The sequence below is a fragment of the Rhizobium sp. UFLA01-1127 genome (assembly GCF_059803845.1).
Genome location: NZ_JAUQTZ010000002.1, coordinates 24,844 through 42,382, shown reverse-complemented (window position 1 = coordinate 42,382; position 17,539 = coordinate 24,844). Strand labels below are relative to the sequence as shown.

Annotated in this window: 15 protein-coding genes; 1 reads left to right on the top strand and 14 read right to left on the bottom strand. The window is 60.8% G+C overall.

Annotation, left to right across the window (positions count from 1 at the left end):
• Positions 1 to 316: 316 nt before the first annotated feature.
• The 5 genes from pssA to Q4Q11_RS00875 all read right to left on the bottom strand — a co-directional run bounded on the left by pssA (position 317) and on the right by Q4Q11_RS00875 (position 7,354).
• Positions 317 to 1,177 (bottom strand): CDP-diacylglycerol--serine O-phosphatidyltransferase, encoded by an 861-nt coding sequence (gene pssA / locus Q4Q11_RS00895; protein ID WP_112506859.1) that lies wholly within the window; start codon positions 1,175 to 1,177, stop codon positions 317 to 319.
• A gap of 122 nt (positions 1,178 to 1,299) precedes the next feature.
• Positions 1,300 to 1,998, bottom strand: coding sequence for a phosphatidylserine decarboxylase (locus Q4Q11_RS00890; RefSeq protein WP_112506864.1), 699 nt, complete (start codon positions 1,996 to 1,998; stop codon positions 1,300 to 1,302).
• A gap of 305 nt (positions 1,999 to 2,303) precedes the next feature.
• Positions 2,304 to 3,002, bottom strand: coding sequence for an acid phosphatase (locus Q4Q11_RS00885; protein ID WP_113214729.1), 699 nt, complete (start codon positions 3,000 to 3,002; stop codon positions 2,304 to 2,306).
• Positions 3,003 to 3,117: 115 nt separating this feature from the next.
• Entirely contained in the window at positions 3,118 to 5,004 is a 1,887-nt protein-coding gene (locus tag Q4Q11_RS00880; protein WP_498568273.1) for an ABCB family ABC transporter ATP-binding protein/permease, read from the bottom strand.
• Positions 5,005 to 5,308: 304 nt separating this feature from the next.
• Positions 5,309 to 7,354, bottom strand: a complete 2,046-nt coding sequence (locus Q4Q11_RS00875; RefSeq protein WP_498568272.1) for a LysM peptidoglycan-binding domain-containing protein — start codon at positions 7,352 to 7,354, stop codon at positions 5,309 to 5,311.
• Positions 7,355 to 7,509: 155 nt separating this feature from the next.
• Between Q4Q11_RS00875 and Q4Q11_RS00870 the strand changes: the two genes are divergently transcribed.
• Positions 7,510 to 8,133: an LOG family protein gene (locus Q4Q11_RS00870; RefSeq protein WP_112507020.1), complete on the top strand. Its 624-nt coding sequence runs from the start codon at positions 7,510 to 7,512 to the stop codon at positions 8,131 to 8,133.
• Positions 8,134 to 8,161: 28 nt separating this feature from the next.
• On the opposite strand, the gene rarD is transcribed toward Q4Q11_RS00870, so the two are convergent.
• The 9 genes from rarD to purF all read right to left on the bottom strand — a co-directional run bounded on the left by rarD (position 8,162) and on the right by purF (position 17,386).
• Complete coding sequence (rarD, locus tag Q4Q11_RS00865; RefSeq protein ID WP_498568271.1) at positions 8,162 to 9,073, bottom strand: EamA family transporter RarD; 912 nt, start codon at positions 9,071 to 9,073, stop codon at positions 8,162 to 8,164.
• Positions 9,074 to 9,182: 109 nt separating this feature from the next.
• Entirely contained in the window at positions 9,183 to 10,799 is a 1,617-nt protein-coding gene (gene cimA, locus Q4Q11_RS00860; protein WP_498568270.1) for a citramalate synthase, read from the bottom strand.
• Between the two features lie 173 nt (positions 10,800 to 10,972).
• Positions 10,973 to 11,941, bottom strand: coding sequence for a prolyl aminopeptidase (gene pip, locus Q4Q11_RS00855; RefSeq protein ID WP_498568269.1), 969 nt, complete (start codon positions 11,939 to 11,941; stop codon positions 10,973 to 10,975).
• A complete protein-coding gene (locus tag Q4Q11_RS00850; RefSeq protein WP_112506876.1) occupies positions 11,938 to 12,414 on the bottom strand; it encodes a GFA family protein in 477 nt (158 codons plus the stop codon). The genes pip and Q4Q11_RS00850 overlap by 4 nt, the downstream gene beginning before the upstream one ends.
• Positions 12,407 to 12,892 (bottom strand): GFA family protein, encoded by a 486-nt coding sequence (locus Q4Q11_RS00845; RefSeq protein WP_498568268.1) that lies wholly within the window; start codon positions 12,890 to 12,892, stop codon positions 12,407 to 12,409. Before Q4Q11_RS00845 ends, Q4Q11_RS00850 begins: the two co-directional genes overlap by 8 nt.
• Positions 12,889 to 13,209 carry an endonuclease domain-containing protein gene (locus Q4Q11_RS00840; RefSeq protein ID WP_498568267.1) on the bottom strand — a complete coding sequence of 107 codons (321 nt, stop codon included), beginning with the start codon at positions 13,207 to 13,209 and terminating at the stop codon, positions 12,889 to 12,891. Before Q4Q11_RS00840 ends, Q4Q11_RS00845 begins: the two co-directional genes overlap by 4 nt.
• A gap of 260 nt (positions 13,210 to 13,469) precedes the next feature.
• Positions 13,470 to 14,861 carry a cysteine--tRNA ligase gene (gene cysS / locus Q4Q11_RS00835; protein ID WP_498568266.1) on the bottom strand — a complete coding sequence of 464 codons (1,392 nt, stop codon included), beginning with the start codon at positions 14,859 to 14,861 and terminating at the stop codon, positions 13,470 to 13,472.
• A 220-nt stretch (positions 14,862 to 15,081) separates the two neighbouring features.
• On the bottom strand, positions 15,082 to 15,822 hold the full coding sequence (locus tag Q4Q11_RS00830; protein ID WP_498568265.1) for an SDR family NAD(P)-dependent oxidoreductase: 741 nt from the start codon (positions 15,820 to 15,822) through the stop codon (positions 15,082 to 15,084).
• 79 nt (positions 15,823 to 15,901) lie between these two features.
• On the bottom strand, positions 15,902 to 17,386 hold the full coding sequence (gene purF / locus Q4Q11_RS00825) for an amidophosphoribosyltransferase (RefSeq protein WP_112506887.1): 1,485 nt from the start codon (positions 17,384 to 17,386) through the stop codon (positions 15,902 to 15,904).
• Between the last annotated feature and the right edge of the window lie 153 nt (positions 17,387 to 17,539).

The window sequence follows — 17,539 nt, the reverse complement described above, 5'->3', positions numbered from 1 at the left end:
CCATGCTCTCGCGGAGCATTTTTCGATTCATGGTCGAACAGTGCTTTTTGTCGTAAATCATGACAAATCGAAGGCGTTTTCCAATCAGCTTTTGTAAACAACGACCATATTTCGAGAGATTAGCGCCGAATCCTCGTGTAGAATCCGCACTGCCGCAATGTTTGAATCCGCCTCGAAGCCGCCTTGCCGTATGTCGGGTTGCCGATAGTCAAGCCTCTGATTGACAAAGGAAGCTTGCAGACTTGCGGTTGCAGCGGATCGCGGCGTCAAGAGGCTGCCGCGCAAACGGACGAAGCGGCTTTGCGATAACGGATACTTAGATGTGCCGTCCGATGTCGTCGTTGGAATCGTCGACATTCGGATCGGCGGGACCGTTGATGGTATAGGTGCCGTATTTCTTCGCCCAGGAGCGCGCGCCGAAGGGCAGGGACAGAAGATAGACGACAACGGTTACGACCATGACATGCCACGTATAGCTCATCAGCAGCGCGACATAGACGACGACGCCAAGCATGATCGGCAGGACCAGATCGCGCCTTATGCCGCTGCCTTCCGACTTGCCGGACCAGACCGGAAGGCGGCTGACCAGCAGGAAGCCGATGAGAACGGTGTAGGCTGCACCCCATAAGGCGAAGGTGCGGTCGGGGGCCAGCCCGAGAAAGCCGAGATAGACCGGCAGCAGCACGAGCATGGCGCCGGCAGGTGCCGGTACGCCGACGAAATATTCTGACTGCCAGGAAGCCTTGTGCTCGCGCTCGGCCATGACGTTGAAGCGGGCAAGCCGCAGTCCGGCGGCGATCGTGTAGATGAGCGCGGCGATCCAGCCGAGCGAAGGGGCCTGATCGAGCAGAAAGACGTAGACGACAAGCGCCGGAGCAACGCCGAAGTTGACGATATCGGCAAGCGAATCCATCTGCGCGCCGAATTTCGAGGTGGCCTTCATCAGCCGCGCAACCCGCCCGTCGATGCCATCGAGGAAGGCTGCGACCAGCACGGCGGCAACGGCAAGCTCGTAACGGCTTTCGAAGGCAAGACGAATGCCGGTCAGCCCCGAGCAGATCGCCAGCACGGTGATCATGTTCGGCACGATCAGCCGCAACGGGATTTCCCGAAGGCGAGGCCCGCGCGCTTCGTCATTGGGTCCATGCGGCTCGAAAGGCGGAAAAGGCGTCTTCATCTTGCTCGTGTTCCTAGAGCAATTCCAGCAAAAGTGCGAAGCGGTTTTGCGTCCGGAATTGCGTGAAAACAATGGTATAGAGTGTTTCCGCAACTCCGTTTTGGGCGGAAATACTCTCGGATTCAGCTGCGGCGGCTGATGGTTGCGCCCTTTGCCGAGCCGAATTCGGCGATGACGGTTTCGCCGGCGATCGCGCGCTGGCCTATGGCAACGCGCGGCGAAGCGCCTTCCGGCAGGAAAATATCGAGGCGCGAGCCGAAGCGGATGAGGCCGATGCGCTCACCGGCATCGAGTGGCTCGTTCGGATTGACGAAGCAGAGGATGCGGCGTGCGACGAGACCGGCAATCTGCACGACGCCGATCTCGCCATGCTTCGTTTCGATGACGAGGCCGTTGCGCTCGTTCTGTTCGCTGGCCTTGTCCAGCTCCGCATTGAGGAAACTGCCCTGGCGATACGCGATGTTGGTGATGCGCCCGCGCATCGGCGAACGGTTCACATGGCAATCGAAGACATTCATGAAGATCGAAATGCGTAGCATCGGATGATGACCGAGATTGAGCTCCGCCGGCGGCGTCACCATCTGCACACCGGAAACCTTGCCGTCGGCGGGCGAGATCGCCAGATCATCGTCCTGCGGCGTCATGCGTTCGGGATCGCGGAAGAAATAGGCGCACCAGAGCGTCAAGATCAGGCCGATCCAGAAGAGCGGCTTGAAGATCCAGCCGAGCACCAGTGACGCGACGAAGAAACCTGCAACGAAAGGATAGCCTTCCTTGTGCACCGGAACGATGACGTTGCGCACGCTGTTGAACAAGCTCATCTGTGGCCTACTCCGTTAGGGCAATCTCGCCAAACCGGGTTCCGGTCGCCGGACGAGATTATGCCAGTCAAAAGAATGAGAGCAAGATAAGCGGTCCTGCTCTGATTACCAGACGAGCGTGACTACAGGCAAATTTTGTCATGGGCAATGCTTTCGCACGTTCGCCCCCCAAAGCACTCCCCGCGGGGTTGGGATTCCGACGATCTCTTGTGCTGAAAGGCGTTGCTTGCGGAGCCTTGCTGTCCTGCAGCGAAAAGGCCGCCGGAGGTCTCCGGCGGCCTGCAAACCTCACGGCAAATCGAAAATCAGAGGCCGAGAACGGCGCGCAGCTCCGCCCTGGCGCCTTCATATTCGCTCTTGTAGTCGTCATGCGTCATGATGGTTTCGGCGATGACGGTGCCGGCAATGTGCGCGGCTTCGATATCGGAGGCGTAATGGATGCCGCCAACAACGCGGTTATGGCTGTATTCCCAGGCGCGGGCCATGATGGCGGCGCGCTTTTCCGGTACCATGTTCGAAAGCACGATGCCCATCAGCGTGCCGACCGTGGCGTGGCCGGACGGATAGGAGCCCGACTTGGAGAGCGGCACGATCGGCTTTACGAGATCGCTGTAAAGATGCGGACGCGGGCGCTTCCAGACGTCCTTGGCTGGATCGACGACGGCGCCTTCCGTTTCGACGACGCGATCGAAAAAGGCCGAGAATTTCGGCAGGTTTTCCTTGGTGAATTTCGGATTGCCGATGACGTCCGAGAAGCGCCAGACGTTCTCTTCGGCATCGGCCACGGCGCGCGCGGCCATTTCCGGCGTGCGGGTCACCTGGATCGTCAGAATTTCGCCGAGTTCGGCCTTCATCTGCGCCGAATCATTCGCAGGTGGCGGCGGCAGCAGATTGAGGAGATTGATCTCCTTGGCGTCGGCGAACGGCTTGGCATCCTCGGCGAAAACCGGCGAGGCAAGGCCGACGACGAGCAGCAGGCTTAAAGCTTTGGCAAAAATACGCATTTGGGGCTCCCTGGATGTGAGAGCCGTACCTAGCAAGTTGTCATCTCAGCTTCGTGACAGCGGCCGGTGCAAAACGTTTCCGTAAATCTGGCGCGAGACTTGCCGGCTTTCGGGCTCAGCTTGCCGGCGCCAGCCGGTCGACCACGCCCAGATCGTCGCTTTCGCGCACCTGCTTCAGGTGTTCTTCCGCCTGTGTCGCCTCGCGCTGGCGGTTCCACATGGAGGCATAGAGCCCGTTTTGCGCCAGCAGGTCGGTATGCGTGCCGCGCTCGGCGATGACGCCGCTCTTCAGCACGATGATTTCGTCCGCGCTGATGACGGTCGATAGCCTGTGCGCGATGACCAGCGTGGTGCGGTTCTTGGAAACGACGTCGAGGGAGGCCTGTATTTCGCGCTCGGTCGTGGTGTCCAGCGCTGAGGTCGCTTCGTCGAGGATCAGAACCGGCGGCGCCTTGAGAATGGTGCGGGCGATCGCGACGCGCTGTTTCTCGCCGCCCGACAATTTGAGGCCGCGCTCCCCGACCTTGGTATCGAAGCCTTCCGGCAGGTTGCGGATGAATTCGCCGATCTGCGCGATCTCGGCCGCTCCGGTCACTTCCGCCTCGTTCGCGCCCGGCCGGCCGTAGCGGATATTGTAGGCGATGGTGTCGTTGAAGAGCACGGTATCCTGCGGCACCATGCCGATGACTTTGCGCAGGCTCTTCTGCGTGACGGTTCGCAGGTCCTGATCGTCGATGGTGATCGTGCCGCTCTGCACGTCGTAGAAGCGATAGAGCAGGCGCGATAGCGTCGATTTTCCGGCACCGGAAGGCCCGACCACCGCAACGGTCTTGCCGGCTGGCACCTCGAAGGAAATACCCTTCAGGATCGGCCGGGCCGGATCGTAGGCGAAATGCACGTCCTTGAAGGAGATGGCGCCGTTGTGGATGACGAGCTCTTTGGCGTCGGGCGCATCGATCACCTCGGGCTTGACCTCGAGCAGATCGAACATCTCCTCGATGTCGGTCAGACCCTGGCGTATCTCGCGATAGACGAAGCCGATGAAATTGAGCGGCACCGAAAGCTGCAGCAGCATGGCGTTGATGAACACGAAATCGCCAACCGTGTGATGGCCGTTCAGGACCGACCAGCCGGACATGACCAACATCACTGTCGTACCGAGGCCAAAGATCAAGCCTTGGCCGAAGTTTAGCCAGCCGAGGGATGTCCAGACGCTGGTAGCAGCCTTCTCGTAGCGCTCCATTGATTGATCGAAGCGCTTTGCCTCCATCTCCTCGTTGCCGAAATATTTGACCGTCTCGAAGTTCAGGAGCGAATCGATCGCTTTCGTATTGGCGTCGGTATCGCTGTTGTTCATCGTCCGGCGGATGGAGATGCGCCAGTCGCTCGCCTTCACTGTGAACCAGATGTAGAGCCAGACCGTGACGGCCGTCACGGCGAGATAGGAAAAGCCATAGCCGCGCCAGAAGATGATGGCGGTCAGCAGGAATTCGATGAAGGTCGGAAACGTATTGAGGATCGTGAAGCGGACGATCGTCTCGATGCCCTTGGTGCCGCGCTCGATGATGCGAGAGAGCCCGCCGGTCTTTCGCTCCAGATGGAAGCGCAGCGACAGCTCGTGCATGTGCACGAAGGTCCTGTAGGCGAGCTGGCGAACGGCATATTGGCCGACGCTCGCAAACAGCGCATCGCGCAGCTGGTTGAGGCCGAGCTGGATCAGGCGCGTCAGGTTCGTGGCAACAATCAATGCGATGGCGCCGACCAGGAAAGCCGGCAGAATGCCCTGCATGTCGAGCTTGCCGTTCAGCGCATCGACGGACCATTTGAAGAAGTAGGGGACCAGCAACAGGAAGAATTTCGAGACCAGCAGGAAGACGGTCGCCCATACGACCCGCATCTTCAGGTCCATGCGGCCGGCAGGCCACATATAGGGCCAGAGATTGATGATTGTATTCAATGGATTGCTGGAATCCGCCGATATGGTTTTCTTCTGGCTTGCCATGTCCGTCTCCGGCGAATGATTGGGCAGCCGGGCATCGCAGCGATTGCGTCGCCGACTGGCAAGCCCTCGCAGCCAGGGCATTGCCATTGCGCGAAGACTATGAGGGTCGGGCGACGCTTATACTATTTTCATCCCGTATAAAAGCGGCGGCCAGGCGTTCACGCGCCTAGCCGCTCCCGTCGCTTTCAAAAAACGAGACGATGCCAGAGCAGTTCCAGGAACAGTGCGAAGCGGTTTTCCGTCCGGAATTGCGCAAAACGAAAGGATAGAGCGTTTTCGCGATTCGAAGAAAAGCGAAAGGGCTCTAAAGATGTTCGCCGGAAAGCCGCTTGCGATGAAGCTCTTCGGCATTGGGCAGCGCGTCCTTCGGCAGGCCGAAGACCTGTCCGGGCAGGATGCGGTCCGGATTGTTGATCTTGTCTTCGTTGGCCAGGTAGATGGTCGTATAGCGTACCCCGGCGCCATAGATGCGGCGCGAAATCTGCCAGAGCGTGTCGCCGCGACGGATGATGACGGCGTTGGTGTCCTGCGACAGCGGCGCCTGCTCGAGCGTCTTCGGGCCGTTGCCGTTGGACGCGACTTCCGCATTGGGCTGTGCCGGCGCCGTCTGGGCGGGCGCGGTGACGACGGCGATCATCTGCTCCAGGCCGGGCAGCGCGGCGCCGACCGATTTCGGGTCCTTCGGCAGAGCAACCAGTGCGGCAAGCGCCTTACCGGCAGCGCTGGAAGCATCGGCCGCGGCTTTCTTGACTGCCGCACTGGCGGTGATGGCCGGGCGGAATTCCGAAAGCGACTTCAGCGCGATTTCCGTTCCGGATCGGGCTGCCGCAAGCTGTTCCGCATTCGGTTGCCTGCCGTCGGCAAAGAGACCCTTGAGCAGCGCGAAAGCCTTGCCGGCGCCTTCCTTGAGCTTGGCAAGCTCGCCTTCGTCGAGCGGTACCATGCTCGTGGTCGCCGCCTGCCCTTGGGTGGTGCTTGCGGCCGGCGTTTGGGCAGCGACCGTCACCTGGTTGCCTTCAGGGCGTGTGAAGTTGACGCTGGCACGCACGATGACCTTGCCGGCCTCGTCGAGCACATCGACGCGAATCTTGTGGTCGCCGACCGCGAGCGGCATCTTGCCATCGACTACGAAATGGCCGTCGACGCCTGCTGCGTTCTCGCCGATAAGCTTGTCGTCGGCATAGGCTTGGACCTTGGCACCCGGCTTGGTGGTGCCCGCAACGAAGATATGGTCGTTTTCAATTTCCACCGCGTTGACCATCACATCGGGGCTCGCGTCCGTCTTTGCCGCCGACGGCGCGGTCGTGCCGGCCGCGGGGTTGGCGGATGCGACGGCCGTGCCATCCTGCTGCGGCTTGGAGTCTGCCGCGGCCGCTGCGCTCTCCGTTGGCTTGGTCTGTGCACCGGCTGCCGGCATATCGTGCTCGTTCGATGTCACCCGGCCCTGTTTGGAGGAAGGGGCGGTAATGATGCGGCTTGCGGCGCCTGGCTTGGAGACCATGGCGAGAAGCTGTGTCGAATCGTCCTTGGGTACGGAAATGGTCGCGACTTCTTCGGAGTTGACGGCCTTGCCGTCCTTGCCTGTCGCGCGCAGCACCAGCTCATGGTCGCCGGGCGGAAGTGGATTGTCGAGCACGGCGGCGAAGTCGCCGCTGGGGCCGACATTGGTCGTCGTGACGACCTTTTCGCCGTCGATAATCTCCAGCTTGGCGTTGGGCTCGGCCGAGCCGGCAATGACCGTCGAGCCGTTCGGCTCCACGCGCAATACGTCGAATGATGGTACATGGGGCTTTGCGGCCGCGCCAGTCTCAGGGGCCGGCTGGCCGGTCAGCGCTGCGAAAGCCTTGTCGATAGCGGCACCGGCGTCGGCGGCGTTGTCAGGCAGGGATTGGATGATGCCGAGCGCCTTGCCCGCGCCGTCCTGCACCTTCTTCACCAGCCCCGTCGTCGTAGCGTCGACACCTGCCGGAAGCGCGAAGCCGACGATCGATTGCAGCGCGGTGATCGCCTTCGTTTTCGCGGCCGCGAAGACATCCGCGGCCGGCGCATTGCCATCCTTGAACAGCGCCTTGAGTTCGGCAAGCGAGGTGGTCGCCGTGCCCGTCAGCTCGGTCAGCTTCCTGGCGAGGTCCGCGGTGTTGATGGCGGTCGATACGCCATTCTGCGTCGTCTTGGTCGCATTCTGCGCGTTCTCGTCGATCGTATTCTTCACCGTGTTGCCGGCTTGATTGACGGCATTGCCGATCGGGTTCTTGTCGCCGTTGATGCGGGGCATCACGAAGAAGACCATCAAAAGGGTCGCAATTGCCAACACCAACAGAGCCAGCCAACCGGCACGGTTCTTCATCATCATTCATCTCCACGCGGCGAAGTCGTCGCAACTCCTGAAATTGCTAGCGATTTCGCCTGCTTTTACAAGCTTTCTAAGCCATTTTCGCATGTCCCGACACAAGTTTTCCTTTGAAAAATCTTGACTGAGCATCTGCAGCATAGTTGTTTGCATCCATGACCGACGATTCCACGCCAATTCGAACCATTTGCGTCTATTGCGGCTCAAGGCCGGGACGCGATCCCTCCCATATGGCTGCCGGCCGCGAACTGGGCAAAAGCATTGCCGAAAACGGCCTGCGGCTGATCTATGGCGGCGGGACGAAGGGCATCATGGGCGCTGTTGCGAGCGGCGTGCTGTCGCACGGCGGTCAGGTCACCGGCATCATTCCGGAGTTTCTCGTCGATATGGAAGCGACGCGCCATTCGCTCGGTCAGCTCGACGAACTCATCATAACGCCTGATATGCATGCGCGCAAACACGGCATGTTCGAGCGCGCCGACGCCTTCGTGGCGTTGCCGGGCGGTATCGGCACTTTGGAGGAGATCGTCGAGATCATGACCTGGGGTCAGCTCGGCCGTCACGAAAAGCCGATGGTCTTCGCCAACATAAACGGTTTCTGGGACCCGATGATGGAACTCATCCGCCATATGACGGAAGAGGGCTTCGTGCACACCGCCCATCGCGTCCAACCGCTTGTTATCGACAAGGTGGCCGATATCATTCCGGCGATCCGCAAACACGCCGCGGAAACGCACGGCGACCGTAGCGGCGAAGAGGCCGTCATCTCCAAGCTTTGATTAAAGATTTGCTAACCATGTCTGTAGGTTAGCGCCCTCTGCTCTGACGCAGCATAGACCAGGTGTAAAGCGCGAGACCGGCCCAGATCAGCGAAAATGCGATGAGCTGCGTTGTGCCGAAGGGTTCCTTGAACAGGAAGACGGCGATGAGGAAGACCATCGTCGGTACGATGTATTGCATGATGCCGATGGTCGATAACCTGAGCAGCTTCGCGCCGTTGGCGAAGATCATCAACGGCAGCGCAGTCACGAGCCCGCAGCCGAGCAGAAGCGCGGTATCCGAAACGCCGGTCTGGTAGAAGTGGCCTTCGCCGCGTGCCTCAAGATAGACGATGTAGAGGGCGGCGGGAATGCAAAGCAGCAGCACCTCGATGAAGAAGCCTTGATTGGCTCCGACCGGCAGCGTCTTGCGGAAGAAGGCATAGAACCCCCAGGAGAAGGTCAGCGACAGCGCGACCCAGGGCAGCGTGCCGGCTTTCACCGTCAGGATGACGACTGCGATGGCTGCAAGGCAGATGGCGACGATCTGTGCCGGCGCCAGCTTTTCCTTGAGCAGGATGGCGCCGAGCGCGATGCTGAACAGCGGATTGATGAAATAGCCAAGCGCAGCGTCGAGCGAATGGCCGGCTCCGATCGCCCAGACATAGGTTCCCCAGTTGATGGTGACGAGCGCTGCCGTGAGCGACGCCATAGCGATTGTCCGCGGGTTGCGAAATGCCGCCTTCACGTCACTCAGGCGTCCAAGTACCAGCAACACGATGCCGGCGACGGGAACCGACCAGACGATGCGGTGGGCGATGACCTCGAAAGCCGGGATATGCGCGAGCGCCTTCATATAGAGCGGCAGAACACCCCAGAAGAGATAGGCGGTCAGCGCGAAACCGAAGCCGCGGGCAGCGTCGCTGTTCTTGATTTCAGGTTTGACCGCATCGGTGGCCATGAATTTTCCCGTCGTCTTTCCATTATTCGAGACGGGATTACTCCAATGCGTGCCGCGTGGCCAATTCATTTCCTTGACGGCATCGTCAAGCTTTTTGATAGGCGGCGGATTACTCCGCCGCGATTTTGCCCGCCATATGCCGGTTCTTCATCAGCTTGTAGATGACGGAATCCATCAGCGCCTGGAACGATGCATCGATGATGTTCTCGGACACGCCGACAGTCCACCAGCGTACACCACTGCTGTCGGTGGATTCGATCAGAACCCGGGTTATGGCCTCCGTGCCGCCGTTGAGGATACGCACCTTGAAGTCGGCCAGTTCCAGGTCGTCGATCTCGTGCTGGTATTTGCCGAAATTCTTGCGCAGCGCAAGGTCGAGCGCGTTGACCGGGCCATCGCCTTCGGCCACCGACATGATCGTCTCGCCGTCGATGATGATCTTGACGACTGCTTCCGAGACGATCTTCACCCGGCCGTGGGAATCGAAGCGGCGTTCGACCATCACCCGGAAACCGTCGATTGCGAAGAATTCCGGGATGGTGCCGAGCGTGCGCCGCGCCAGAAGCTCGAAGCTCGCATCCGCGCCTTCGTAAGCATAGCCTGTCGATTCCCGCTCCTTGACGATCTGGATCAGCTGGTCGAGCTTGGGATCGTCCTTGCCGACCTCGATGCCGCGCCGCTTCAGGGCGTTGATGAAGTTCGACTTGCCGCCCTGGTCGGAGACCATCACCTTACGGAAGTTGCCGACGCTCTCCGGTGGTACATGCTCATATGTGCGAGGGTCCTTCAGCAGGGCGGAGGCGTGGATACCTGCCTTGGTCGCAAAGGCGGATGCGCCGACATAGGGCGCCTGATGGTCGGGCGAGCGATTGAGCAGCTCGTCGAAGGCGTGCGAAAGGCCGGTCAGGCCCACCAGCCGCTCGGTGTCGATCGTCGTTTCGAAACGCTCGCTATAGGCTCTTTTCAGCGCAAGCGTCGGGATCAGCGTGATCAGATTGGCATTGCCGCAGCGCTCGCCGATGCCGTTCAGCGTGCCCTGGATCTGCCGGACGCCCGCCTCGACCGCGGCAAGCGAATTGGCAACCGCTTGCCCGGTGTCGTTATGGGCATGGATGCCAAGACAGTGCCCGGGAACGCCGCAGGCGATGACGGCCTCGACAATGGCGCGCACCTCCGGCGGCTGCGTGCCGCCATTGGTGTCGCATAGCACGACCCAACGGGCACCCGCATCATAGGCCGTCTTGGCGCAGGCAAGCGCATAGGTCGGGTTGGCCTTGTAGCCATCAAAGAAGTGTTCGCAATCGACCAGAGCCTCCTTGCCGGCATTGACGACCGCCTTGACGCTTTCAGCGATGCTTTCGAGGTTCTCCTCGTTGGTACAGCCGAGCGCCACCTTGACATGATAATCCCAGCTCTTGGCGACGAAACAGATGGCGTCGGACTTCGCCTGCAGAAGGCTCGCAAGTCCTGGATCGTTGGAAGCGGAGATGCCGGCGCGCTTCGTCATGCCGAAGGCGACGAAGGAGGCCGATGTCGTGCGCTTCTCATTGAAGAAAGCCGTATCGGTCGGATTGGCGCCGGGGTAACCGCCTTCGACATAGTCCAGGCCGAATTCATCCAGCATGGTCGCAATGGCAATCTTGTCCTCGACCGAAAAATCGATGCCGGGCGTCTGCTGCCCATCGCGGAGCGTCGTGTCGAAGAGATAGATTTTTTCGCGTGTCATACTGTTTCCTCCGGCGGAACCGGTTTTGATAATAGGTGCCCCTCATCCGTCCTCTCTCGGTTTCGCTTTGCTAAACCGTTCGAGTCCACCTTCTCCCCGTTTGCACGGGGCGAAGGGGCTTTTGAGGTCGTTCCCTCTCCCCGCGCGCGGGGAGAGGGCTGGGGTGAGGGGCCTTACGTGGCCGATGCTTTGCCAGCAAACCTGTCAGTAGCCCGGATGAGCTGATCCAGAATGCCAGGCTCGGACGAGGCATGTCCCGCGCCCTCGATCAGATGAAATTCCGCCTTCGGCCAAGCCTTATGCAATGCCCAGGCATATCTTGCCGGGCAGGGCATGTCGTAACGGCCGTGAACGATGACGCCGGGAATGTCCTTCAGTCTGTAAGCATCGCGCAGCAGCTGACCTTCCTCGAGCCAGCCTGCATTGACGAAGAAATGGTTCTCGATGCGGGCAAAGGCATGTGCGTACTCCGCATCCTCGAACTGGGCGCTGACGGCAGGCTCCGGCAGCAGGGTGATCGTCTCGCCCTCCCAGATCGCCCAGGCCTTGGCCGCTTCCAGTCGAGCAGCTTTTTCGGGATGGGTCAGCAGCCGATGGTAGGCGGCCATCATCTCATGGCGCTCTTTCGGCGGGATCGGAGCGATGAAGCGCTCCCATTTGTCGGGGAACATCTCGGAGACGCCGAACTGATAGTACCAGTCGAGTTCGGCTTTCGTCAGCGTATAGATACCGCGCACGACCAGTTCCGAAACGCGCTCCGGATGCGTTTCGGCATAGGCGAGCGCCAGCGTCGAACCCCAGGAGCCGCCGAATACAAGCCATTTCTCCACACCGGCCATTTTGCGCAGCCGCTCGATATCGTCGACCAGATGCCAGGTGGTATTGGCTTCCAGGCCGGCATGCGGCGTCGAGCGCCCGCAGCCGCGCTGGTCGAACAAGGTCACGTCGTAAAGCGCCGGATCGAACACGCGGCGATGGCTGGGCGAAATGCCGCCGCCCGGGCCGCCATGCAGGAAGACGGCGGGCTTGGCGCCCGGCGTACCCACCCGTTCCCAATAAATCAAATGACCATCGCCGACATCAAGATGGCCGGAGGCATAGGGCTCGATCTCGGGATAGAAGGTCCTAAATATCTCGGTCATATTTTCAGCCCCTCGGCCGGCCAGACATCCGTGTCGTGATCGGGATGCTGGAAGGAAATGATCTGCTCCTGCCGCGAATAGAAATCCGGATCCTGATAAATGGGCTTTTCGAAAATCGTCTCTACCCAGGGCAGACGATAGGCATGGTTGACCTGGATCTGCGGGGCGAGATCGTCGCGCTCGTCGAAGGCGCCGATGGCGATTTCGAGGCCGCCCGGATGACGGTATGTCAGCGGCGTGCCGCAGTTCTTGCAGAAGCCGCGGTCGATGTTGACGGAGGACTGGAAATAGCTCGGCTCTCCGCGGGTCCATTCAAGGCCGTCGTCCGGTGCCGTCACCAGGGCGGAGAAAAAGCTGCCGAACTGCTTCTGGCACATGCGGCAATGGCAGATCGACGGGCGTCCGAGTTCGCCGCGGATGCGAAACCGCACCGCGCCGCATTGGCATCCACCGCTTCTGGTCGCTTTACTCATGGCTCTTCTCCTCTGGCCAGCTTTGGGTATCGTAGTCAGGATGCTGGTAAGACACGATCTCCAGCACGAAAGGCGCCTGCTCGGCGTCCTCTTCCGTCCGGTGGCCCGGCAGCAGATGCAGCCGGTCGACGAAGCCGATCTTGCCTTCCGTCCCGTATTGCACGACAGGTGGCAGCTGCGAGGGACCGTCGAAGGCGCCGGCCGCGACCGCAATGCCATCGGGTGCCTCATAGGTCAGTGGCGTGCCGCAATCCCCGCAGAAGCCGCGCTTCACGAAATTTGACGATTGGAACACCTTCCGCTCTCCGCGCGTCCATACGAGTTCGGCACCACGCGTCGAAACTAGGGGCGCATAGTAGGCACCGAAGGCTTTCTGACACATGCGGCAATGACAGATGGAGGCATCCTTCAGCTCGCCCCGCACCCGGAAGCGAATCGCGCCGCACTGACAGCCGCCGGTATAGGTCGAGACGGTCATGATCTGTCCTTTCCGGCGACGATGAGAATATGCATGCAGACGTTATCGATGTCCCTCAGAACATCATCGTTCCAGAAGCGCAAAGCAGTCCAGCCATCTGCCTCGAGATGACGGGTGCGAACCTGGTCATAGGTCTGATCACGATCATTGCCGTGCTGGGAGCCATCGACTTCGACGATGAGCTTTTCGGCGGGGCAGGCGAAATCGACGATATAGCCGGCGATAGGCAGCTGACGACGAAAGCCGAGGCCCATGAGCCGCTGGGCGCGCAGTTCATTCCAGAGACGCAATTCTGCGTCCGTCATAACCTTGCGCATGCAGCGGGCATTGCTTCGGATTTTCGGCGGGACTGGAGTATGCGGCAAGTTACCCCCCTCCGTCACTTCGTGACATCTCCCCCACAAGGGGGGAGATTGTTCGCGGCGAGCTGTTAGTCCTACATCTTCTTTCCGGCGCAGGCGGAAACGTATTGCTGCTGAAATAGAGGGCAGCTTGGAACTGGAGCGGTCGGCAAACTCCCCCGATCTCCCCCCTTGTGGGGGAGATGTCACGAAGTGACAGAGGGGGGTAACCAGACTCACCGCTTGATCTCCCAGCTCGTGGTCCGCTCACCCGTCACCGCATCCTTGCCGTCCTTCAGCTGAATACCTCTTGCCGTCAGCTCCTCGCGAAGCTTGTCGGCCTCCGCGAAGTTCTTCGCCTTCAGCAGTTCCAGCCGCTGACGCACCTTGGCATCGATCTCCGCGACCACGGCTTCGTCCATTTCCGCCTTCTTCGGCAGCAGGCCGAGAAGATCGGCGCTGGCCGCGAAGACGGGCAGGAGGCTGGCATCGGCATTGGCGGCCTGTGCCAGGGCATGCAGTGCCTGAATGGCGGCGACGGTGTTGAGATCGTCGGCGAGAGCGGCAAGGACCGGCTGATCCGGCGCGGCATCGCCAATATCCGCTGCCGGCCATTTCGCGATCAGCCGCTCGGCTTCCTCGAGACGCTTGACGGAGAAATCGATCGGTTCGCGATAATGGGTCATCAGCATGGCAAGCCTGAGCACGTCGCCCGGCCATGCCCGGCCCCCGAGCTTTTCCGTTTGCAGCAGCTCGTGGATGGTGACGAAATTGCCTTCCGACTTCGACATCTTGCGGCCTTCGACCTGCACGAAGCCGTTATGCATCCAGACGTTCGCCATCGCATGCGTACCGTGCGCACAGCGCGACTGGGCGATTTCGTTCTCGTGATGCGGGAAGATCAGGTCTAGCCCGCCGCCATGAATATCGAAGACATCGCCGAGATAGCGGCCGCTCATGGCCGAGCACTCGATATGCCAGCCGGGACGGCCGCGCCCCCAAGGGCTTTCCCAGCCTGGCTCGTTCTCGTCGGACAGCTTCCACAGCACGAAATCGCCGGGGCTTTTCTTGTGCTCGTCGACGGTGACGCGGGCGCCTGCCTGCTGCTCGTCGAGATTGCGCTTCGAAAGCTGGCCGTAATCCGCCATCGACTTGGTGTCGAACAGCACTTCGCCGGCCGCCCGGTAAGCATGGCCCTTGGCGATCAGTGTCTCGATGATCGTAATCATCTGGGCGATATTGTCGGTCGCCCGCGGCTGCACCGTCGGTTCCAGGCAGCCAAGCGCTGTCGTATCCTCGCGATACTGCCGCTCGGTCTTTTCCGTCACCAGCCGGATCGCATCGTTCAGTGGCAAGCCGGGATGGTCGCGCAGCGCACGCGCGTTGATCTTGTCGTCGACATCGGTGATGTTGCGGACATAGGTGACATGACTTTCGCCATAGACATGCCGCAGCAGCCGGAACAGCACATCGAAGACGATGGCCGGGCGGCCGTTGCCGATATGGGCAAAATCATAGACCGTGGGGCCGCAGACATACATGCGGACGTTGTTGCGGTCGATCGGCTGGAAGTCGATCTTTTCGCGCGTCAGCGTGTTGTAGAACTTCAGTTGCGGCTCGGCGGCCATGTCACTCTCCCAAGGCATAAATCCGAAAAATACCGTCACCGGCAGGCCGGACGTTTATCATCTTGGATTTTGGGAGACGAAAACGGCCAGGCCAGCGAAACGCTAGCGAATAATCTTCCAGCAAATAATGCAGATAACCGTTTTCATGGGCGGCTTTATCGCGCGCCGGAAGAATTTGGTCAAGTAGGGATAAGGCTTCTCGCGTAAAGGCGCGGGTATTTTATTCCGGCATCCGATAGTCGACGAGCCTGTTCTCGCGCACGACGAAAAGCTTGCCAGTTTCGGTCACATCGGGGCCGACCAGAGGCAGGATCGCCTGGGCGACCTCACGCGGATGCGGTAGCGTATCCGGATCTTCGCCGGGCATCGCCTGGGCGCGCATCGCGGTGCGGGTAGCACCCGGATCGACGCTGGTGATGCGCAGCGGCGTGCTCTGCGTTTCCCCGGCCCAGGTGCGGGCCAGCGCCTCGACGGCGGCTTTGGAGGCGGAATAGGGACCCCAGAAGGGCCGGCAGCGATGAGCGGCAGCTGAAGAAAGAATAACGGCGCGGCCGGCCTCGGCGCGCATCAGCAGCGGCTCGACGGAACGGATCAGCCGCCAGGTCGCGGTGACGTTGATCGTCATAACCTTTTCGAAGACCTTGGCCTCGACATGGCCGATCGGCGAGATCACGCCGAGAACACCGGCATTGGCAACGAGAATATCGAGTTTGCCCCAGCGCTCGAAGATGGACGCGCCGAGCGCGTCGATGGCATTCATGTCGGCGAGGTCGAAGGGAACGAGCGTCGCCGAACCGCCGACTGACTTGATGGCATCGTCCAGTTCCTCAAGCCCGCCGACCGTGCGGGCGCAGGCGATGACATGCGCGCCGGCCTTGGCCAGTTCCAGAGCCGTGAAATAGCCGATACCGCGCGATGCGCCGGTGACGAGGGCGATCTTGTCCTTGAGATTGACGCTCATGCTGCCTTGATCCGGATGTATTGCAAGGGAGAGGGGCAGGGCGCCCCACAACCCTTTCTGGGGTCAACCGCCTATAAGGTCAACCGTTGCTGGCGAGAACGGAAAGCTTGCGCACGTTGCTGGTGCTTTCCTTGTCGAGCAGGCGGGTCGGATAGTCGCCGGTGAAATAATGGTCGGTGAACTGCGGCTGCGCATTGTTGCGCGGCTCGCCGCCGACGGCGCGGTAGAGCCCGTCGATCGACAGGAATTCGAGCGAATCCGCACCGATGAAATCGCACATGGCCTTCAGGCTGCTGTACTGGTTGGCGAGCAGCTTGTCGGCATCCGGCGTGTCGATGCCGTAGAAATCCGGATGGAAGATCATCGGGCTGGCGACGCGGATATGCACCTCGCTGGCGCCGGCATCGCGGATCATCTGGACGATCTTTACGGAAGTCGTGCCGCGCACGATGGAATCGTCCACCAGCACGACGCGCTTGCCCTCGATGATGGCGCGGTTGGCGGAGTGCTTCAGCTTCACGCCAAAGGCGCGGATCTGCTGCGTCGGCTCGATGAAGGTACGGCCGACATAATGGTTGCGGATGATGCCGAGCTCGAAGGGAATGCCGCTTGCCTGCGCATAGCCTATGGCCGCCGGCGTACCGCCGTCCGGCACCGGCACGACCACGTCGGCCGCGACGGGTGCTTCCTTGGCAAGGTTGATGCCCATGTTCTTGCGGGCGACATAGACGTTGCGGCCGCCGACCACGGAATCAGGACGGGCGAAATAGACATATTCGAACAGGCAGAGACGCTCGGGGCTGGAAACCTCGGGCTTGCGGACGTCGATGGTGATCGAGCCGTCCGGCTGGATTTCGCAGATGATGACCTCGCCGTTTTCGACGTCGCGGACATATTTCGCGCCGATGATGTCGAGAGCGCAGGTCTCGGAGCAGAAGATCGGCTTGCCGTCGAGTTCGCCCATGACCAGCGGCCGGATGCCGATCGGGTCGCGGGCGGCAATCAGTTTCGTGCGCGTCATGGCGAGCATCGAATAACCGCCTTCCATCTGCCTGATGGCATCGATGAAGCGGTCGGAAGAGGAAGCCTGCTTGGAGCGGGCGATGAGATGCAGGACGACTTCGGTATCCGAATTCGACTGACAGATGGCACCGTCGGCGATCAGCTGCCGCCGCATGGTCAGACCGTTGGTGAAATTGCCGTTGTGAGCGATAGCGATGCCGCCGACTTCCAGTTCGGCGAATAGCGGCTGCACGTTGCGAAGCACGGCATCGCCCGTCGTCGAATAACGCACATGGCCCATGGATCGGTCGCCGGGCAGGCGGGCAAGCGTCGCGGGATCGGTGTAGTGATCGCCGACGAGACCCATCCGTCGCTCGGAATGGAAGCGCTGACCATCGAAAGAAACGATGCCGGCCGCTTCCTGGCCGCGATGCTGTAGGGCGTGCAGGCCAAGCGCCGTCAGCGCTGCCGCGTCCGGGTGTCCCAGAATGCCGAAGACGCCGCATTCTTCATGCAGCGTGTCGCCGTCGATATCGTCCTCGAAGGAAAGGGAATGATTCATGGCTGCGGGCCTTTGCTCTCAACGTGGGCGGATCGGGGCGGCGTCACGGGTGACCATTAAAATAGCTGAAAATCCGGCCGGAAAAAATATCCGGCCGGATCTTTCAATATCACGCCGCTCAAATGGCGATTCTCAGGCAGCAGGTCAAGCCTG

Excerpts from the sequence above, each read along its gene's own strand:
- pssA (WP_112506859.1), bottom strand. The coding sequence starts at position 1,177 with ATGAAGACGCCTTTTCCGCCTTTCGAGCCGCATGGACCCAATGACGAA.
- Q4Q11_RS00890 (WP_112506864.1), bottom strand. The coding sequence starts at position 1,998 with ATGAGCTTGTTCAACAGCGTGCGCAACGTCATCGTTCCGGTGCACAAG.
- Q4Q11_RS00885 (WP_113214729.1), bottom strand. The coding sequence starts at position 3,002 with ATGCGTATTTTTGCCAAAGCTTTAAGCCTGCTGCTCGTCGTCGGCCTT.
- Q4Q11_RS00880 (WP_498568273.1), bottom strand. The coding sequence starts at position 5,004 with ATGGCAAGCCAGAAGAAAACCATATCGGCGGATTCCAGCAATCCATTG.
- Q4Q11_RS00875 (WP_498568272.1), bottom strand. The coding sequence starts at position 7,354 with ATGATGAAGAACCGTGCCGGTTGGCTGGCTCTGTTGGTGTTGGCAATT.
- Q4Q11_RS00870 (WP_112507020.1), top strand. The coding sequence starts at position 7,510 with ATGACCGACGATTCCACGCCAATTCGAACCATTTGCGTCTATTGCGGC.
- rarD (WP_498568271.1), bottom strand. The coding sequence starts at position 9,073 with ATGGCCACCGATGCGGTCAAACCTGAAATCAAGAACAGCGACGCTGCC.
- cimA (WP_498568270.1), bottom strand. The coding sequence starts at position 10,799 with ATGACACGCGAAAAAATCTATCTCTTCGACACGACGCTCCGCGATGGG.
- pip (WP_498568269.1), bottom strand. The coding sequence starts at position 11,941 with ATGACCGAGATATTTAGGACCTTCTATCCCGAGATCGAGCCCTATGCC.
- Q4Q11_RS00850 (WP_112506876.1), bottom strand. The coding sequence starts at position 12,414 with ATGAGTAAAGCGACCAGAAGCGGTGGATGCCAATGCGGCGCGGTGCGG.
- Q4Q11_RS00845 (WP_498568268.1), bottom strand. The coding sequence starts at position 12,892 with ATGACCGTCTCGACCTATACCGGCGGCTGTCAGTGCGGCGCGATTCGC.
- Q4Q11_RS00840 (WP_498568267.1), bottom strand. The coding sequence starts at position 13,209 with ATGCGCAAGGTTATGACGGACGCAGAATTGCGTCTCTGGAATGAACTG.
- cysS (WP_498568266.1), bottom strand. The coding sequence starts at position 14,861 with ATGGCCGCCGAGCCGCAACTGAAGTTCTACAACACGCTGACGCGCGAA.
- Q4Q11_RS00830 (WP_498568265.1), bottom strand. The coding sequence starts at position 15,822 with ATGAGCGTCAATCTCAAGGACAAGATCGCCCTCGTCACCGGCGCATCG.
- purF (WP_112506887.1), bottom strand. The coding sequence starts at position 17,386 with ATGAATCATTCCCTTTCCTTCGAGGACGATATCGACGGCGACACGCTG.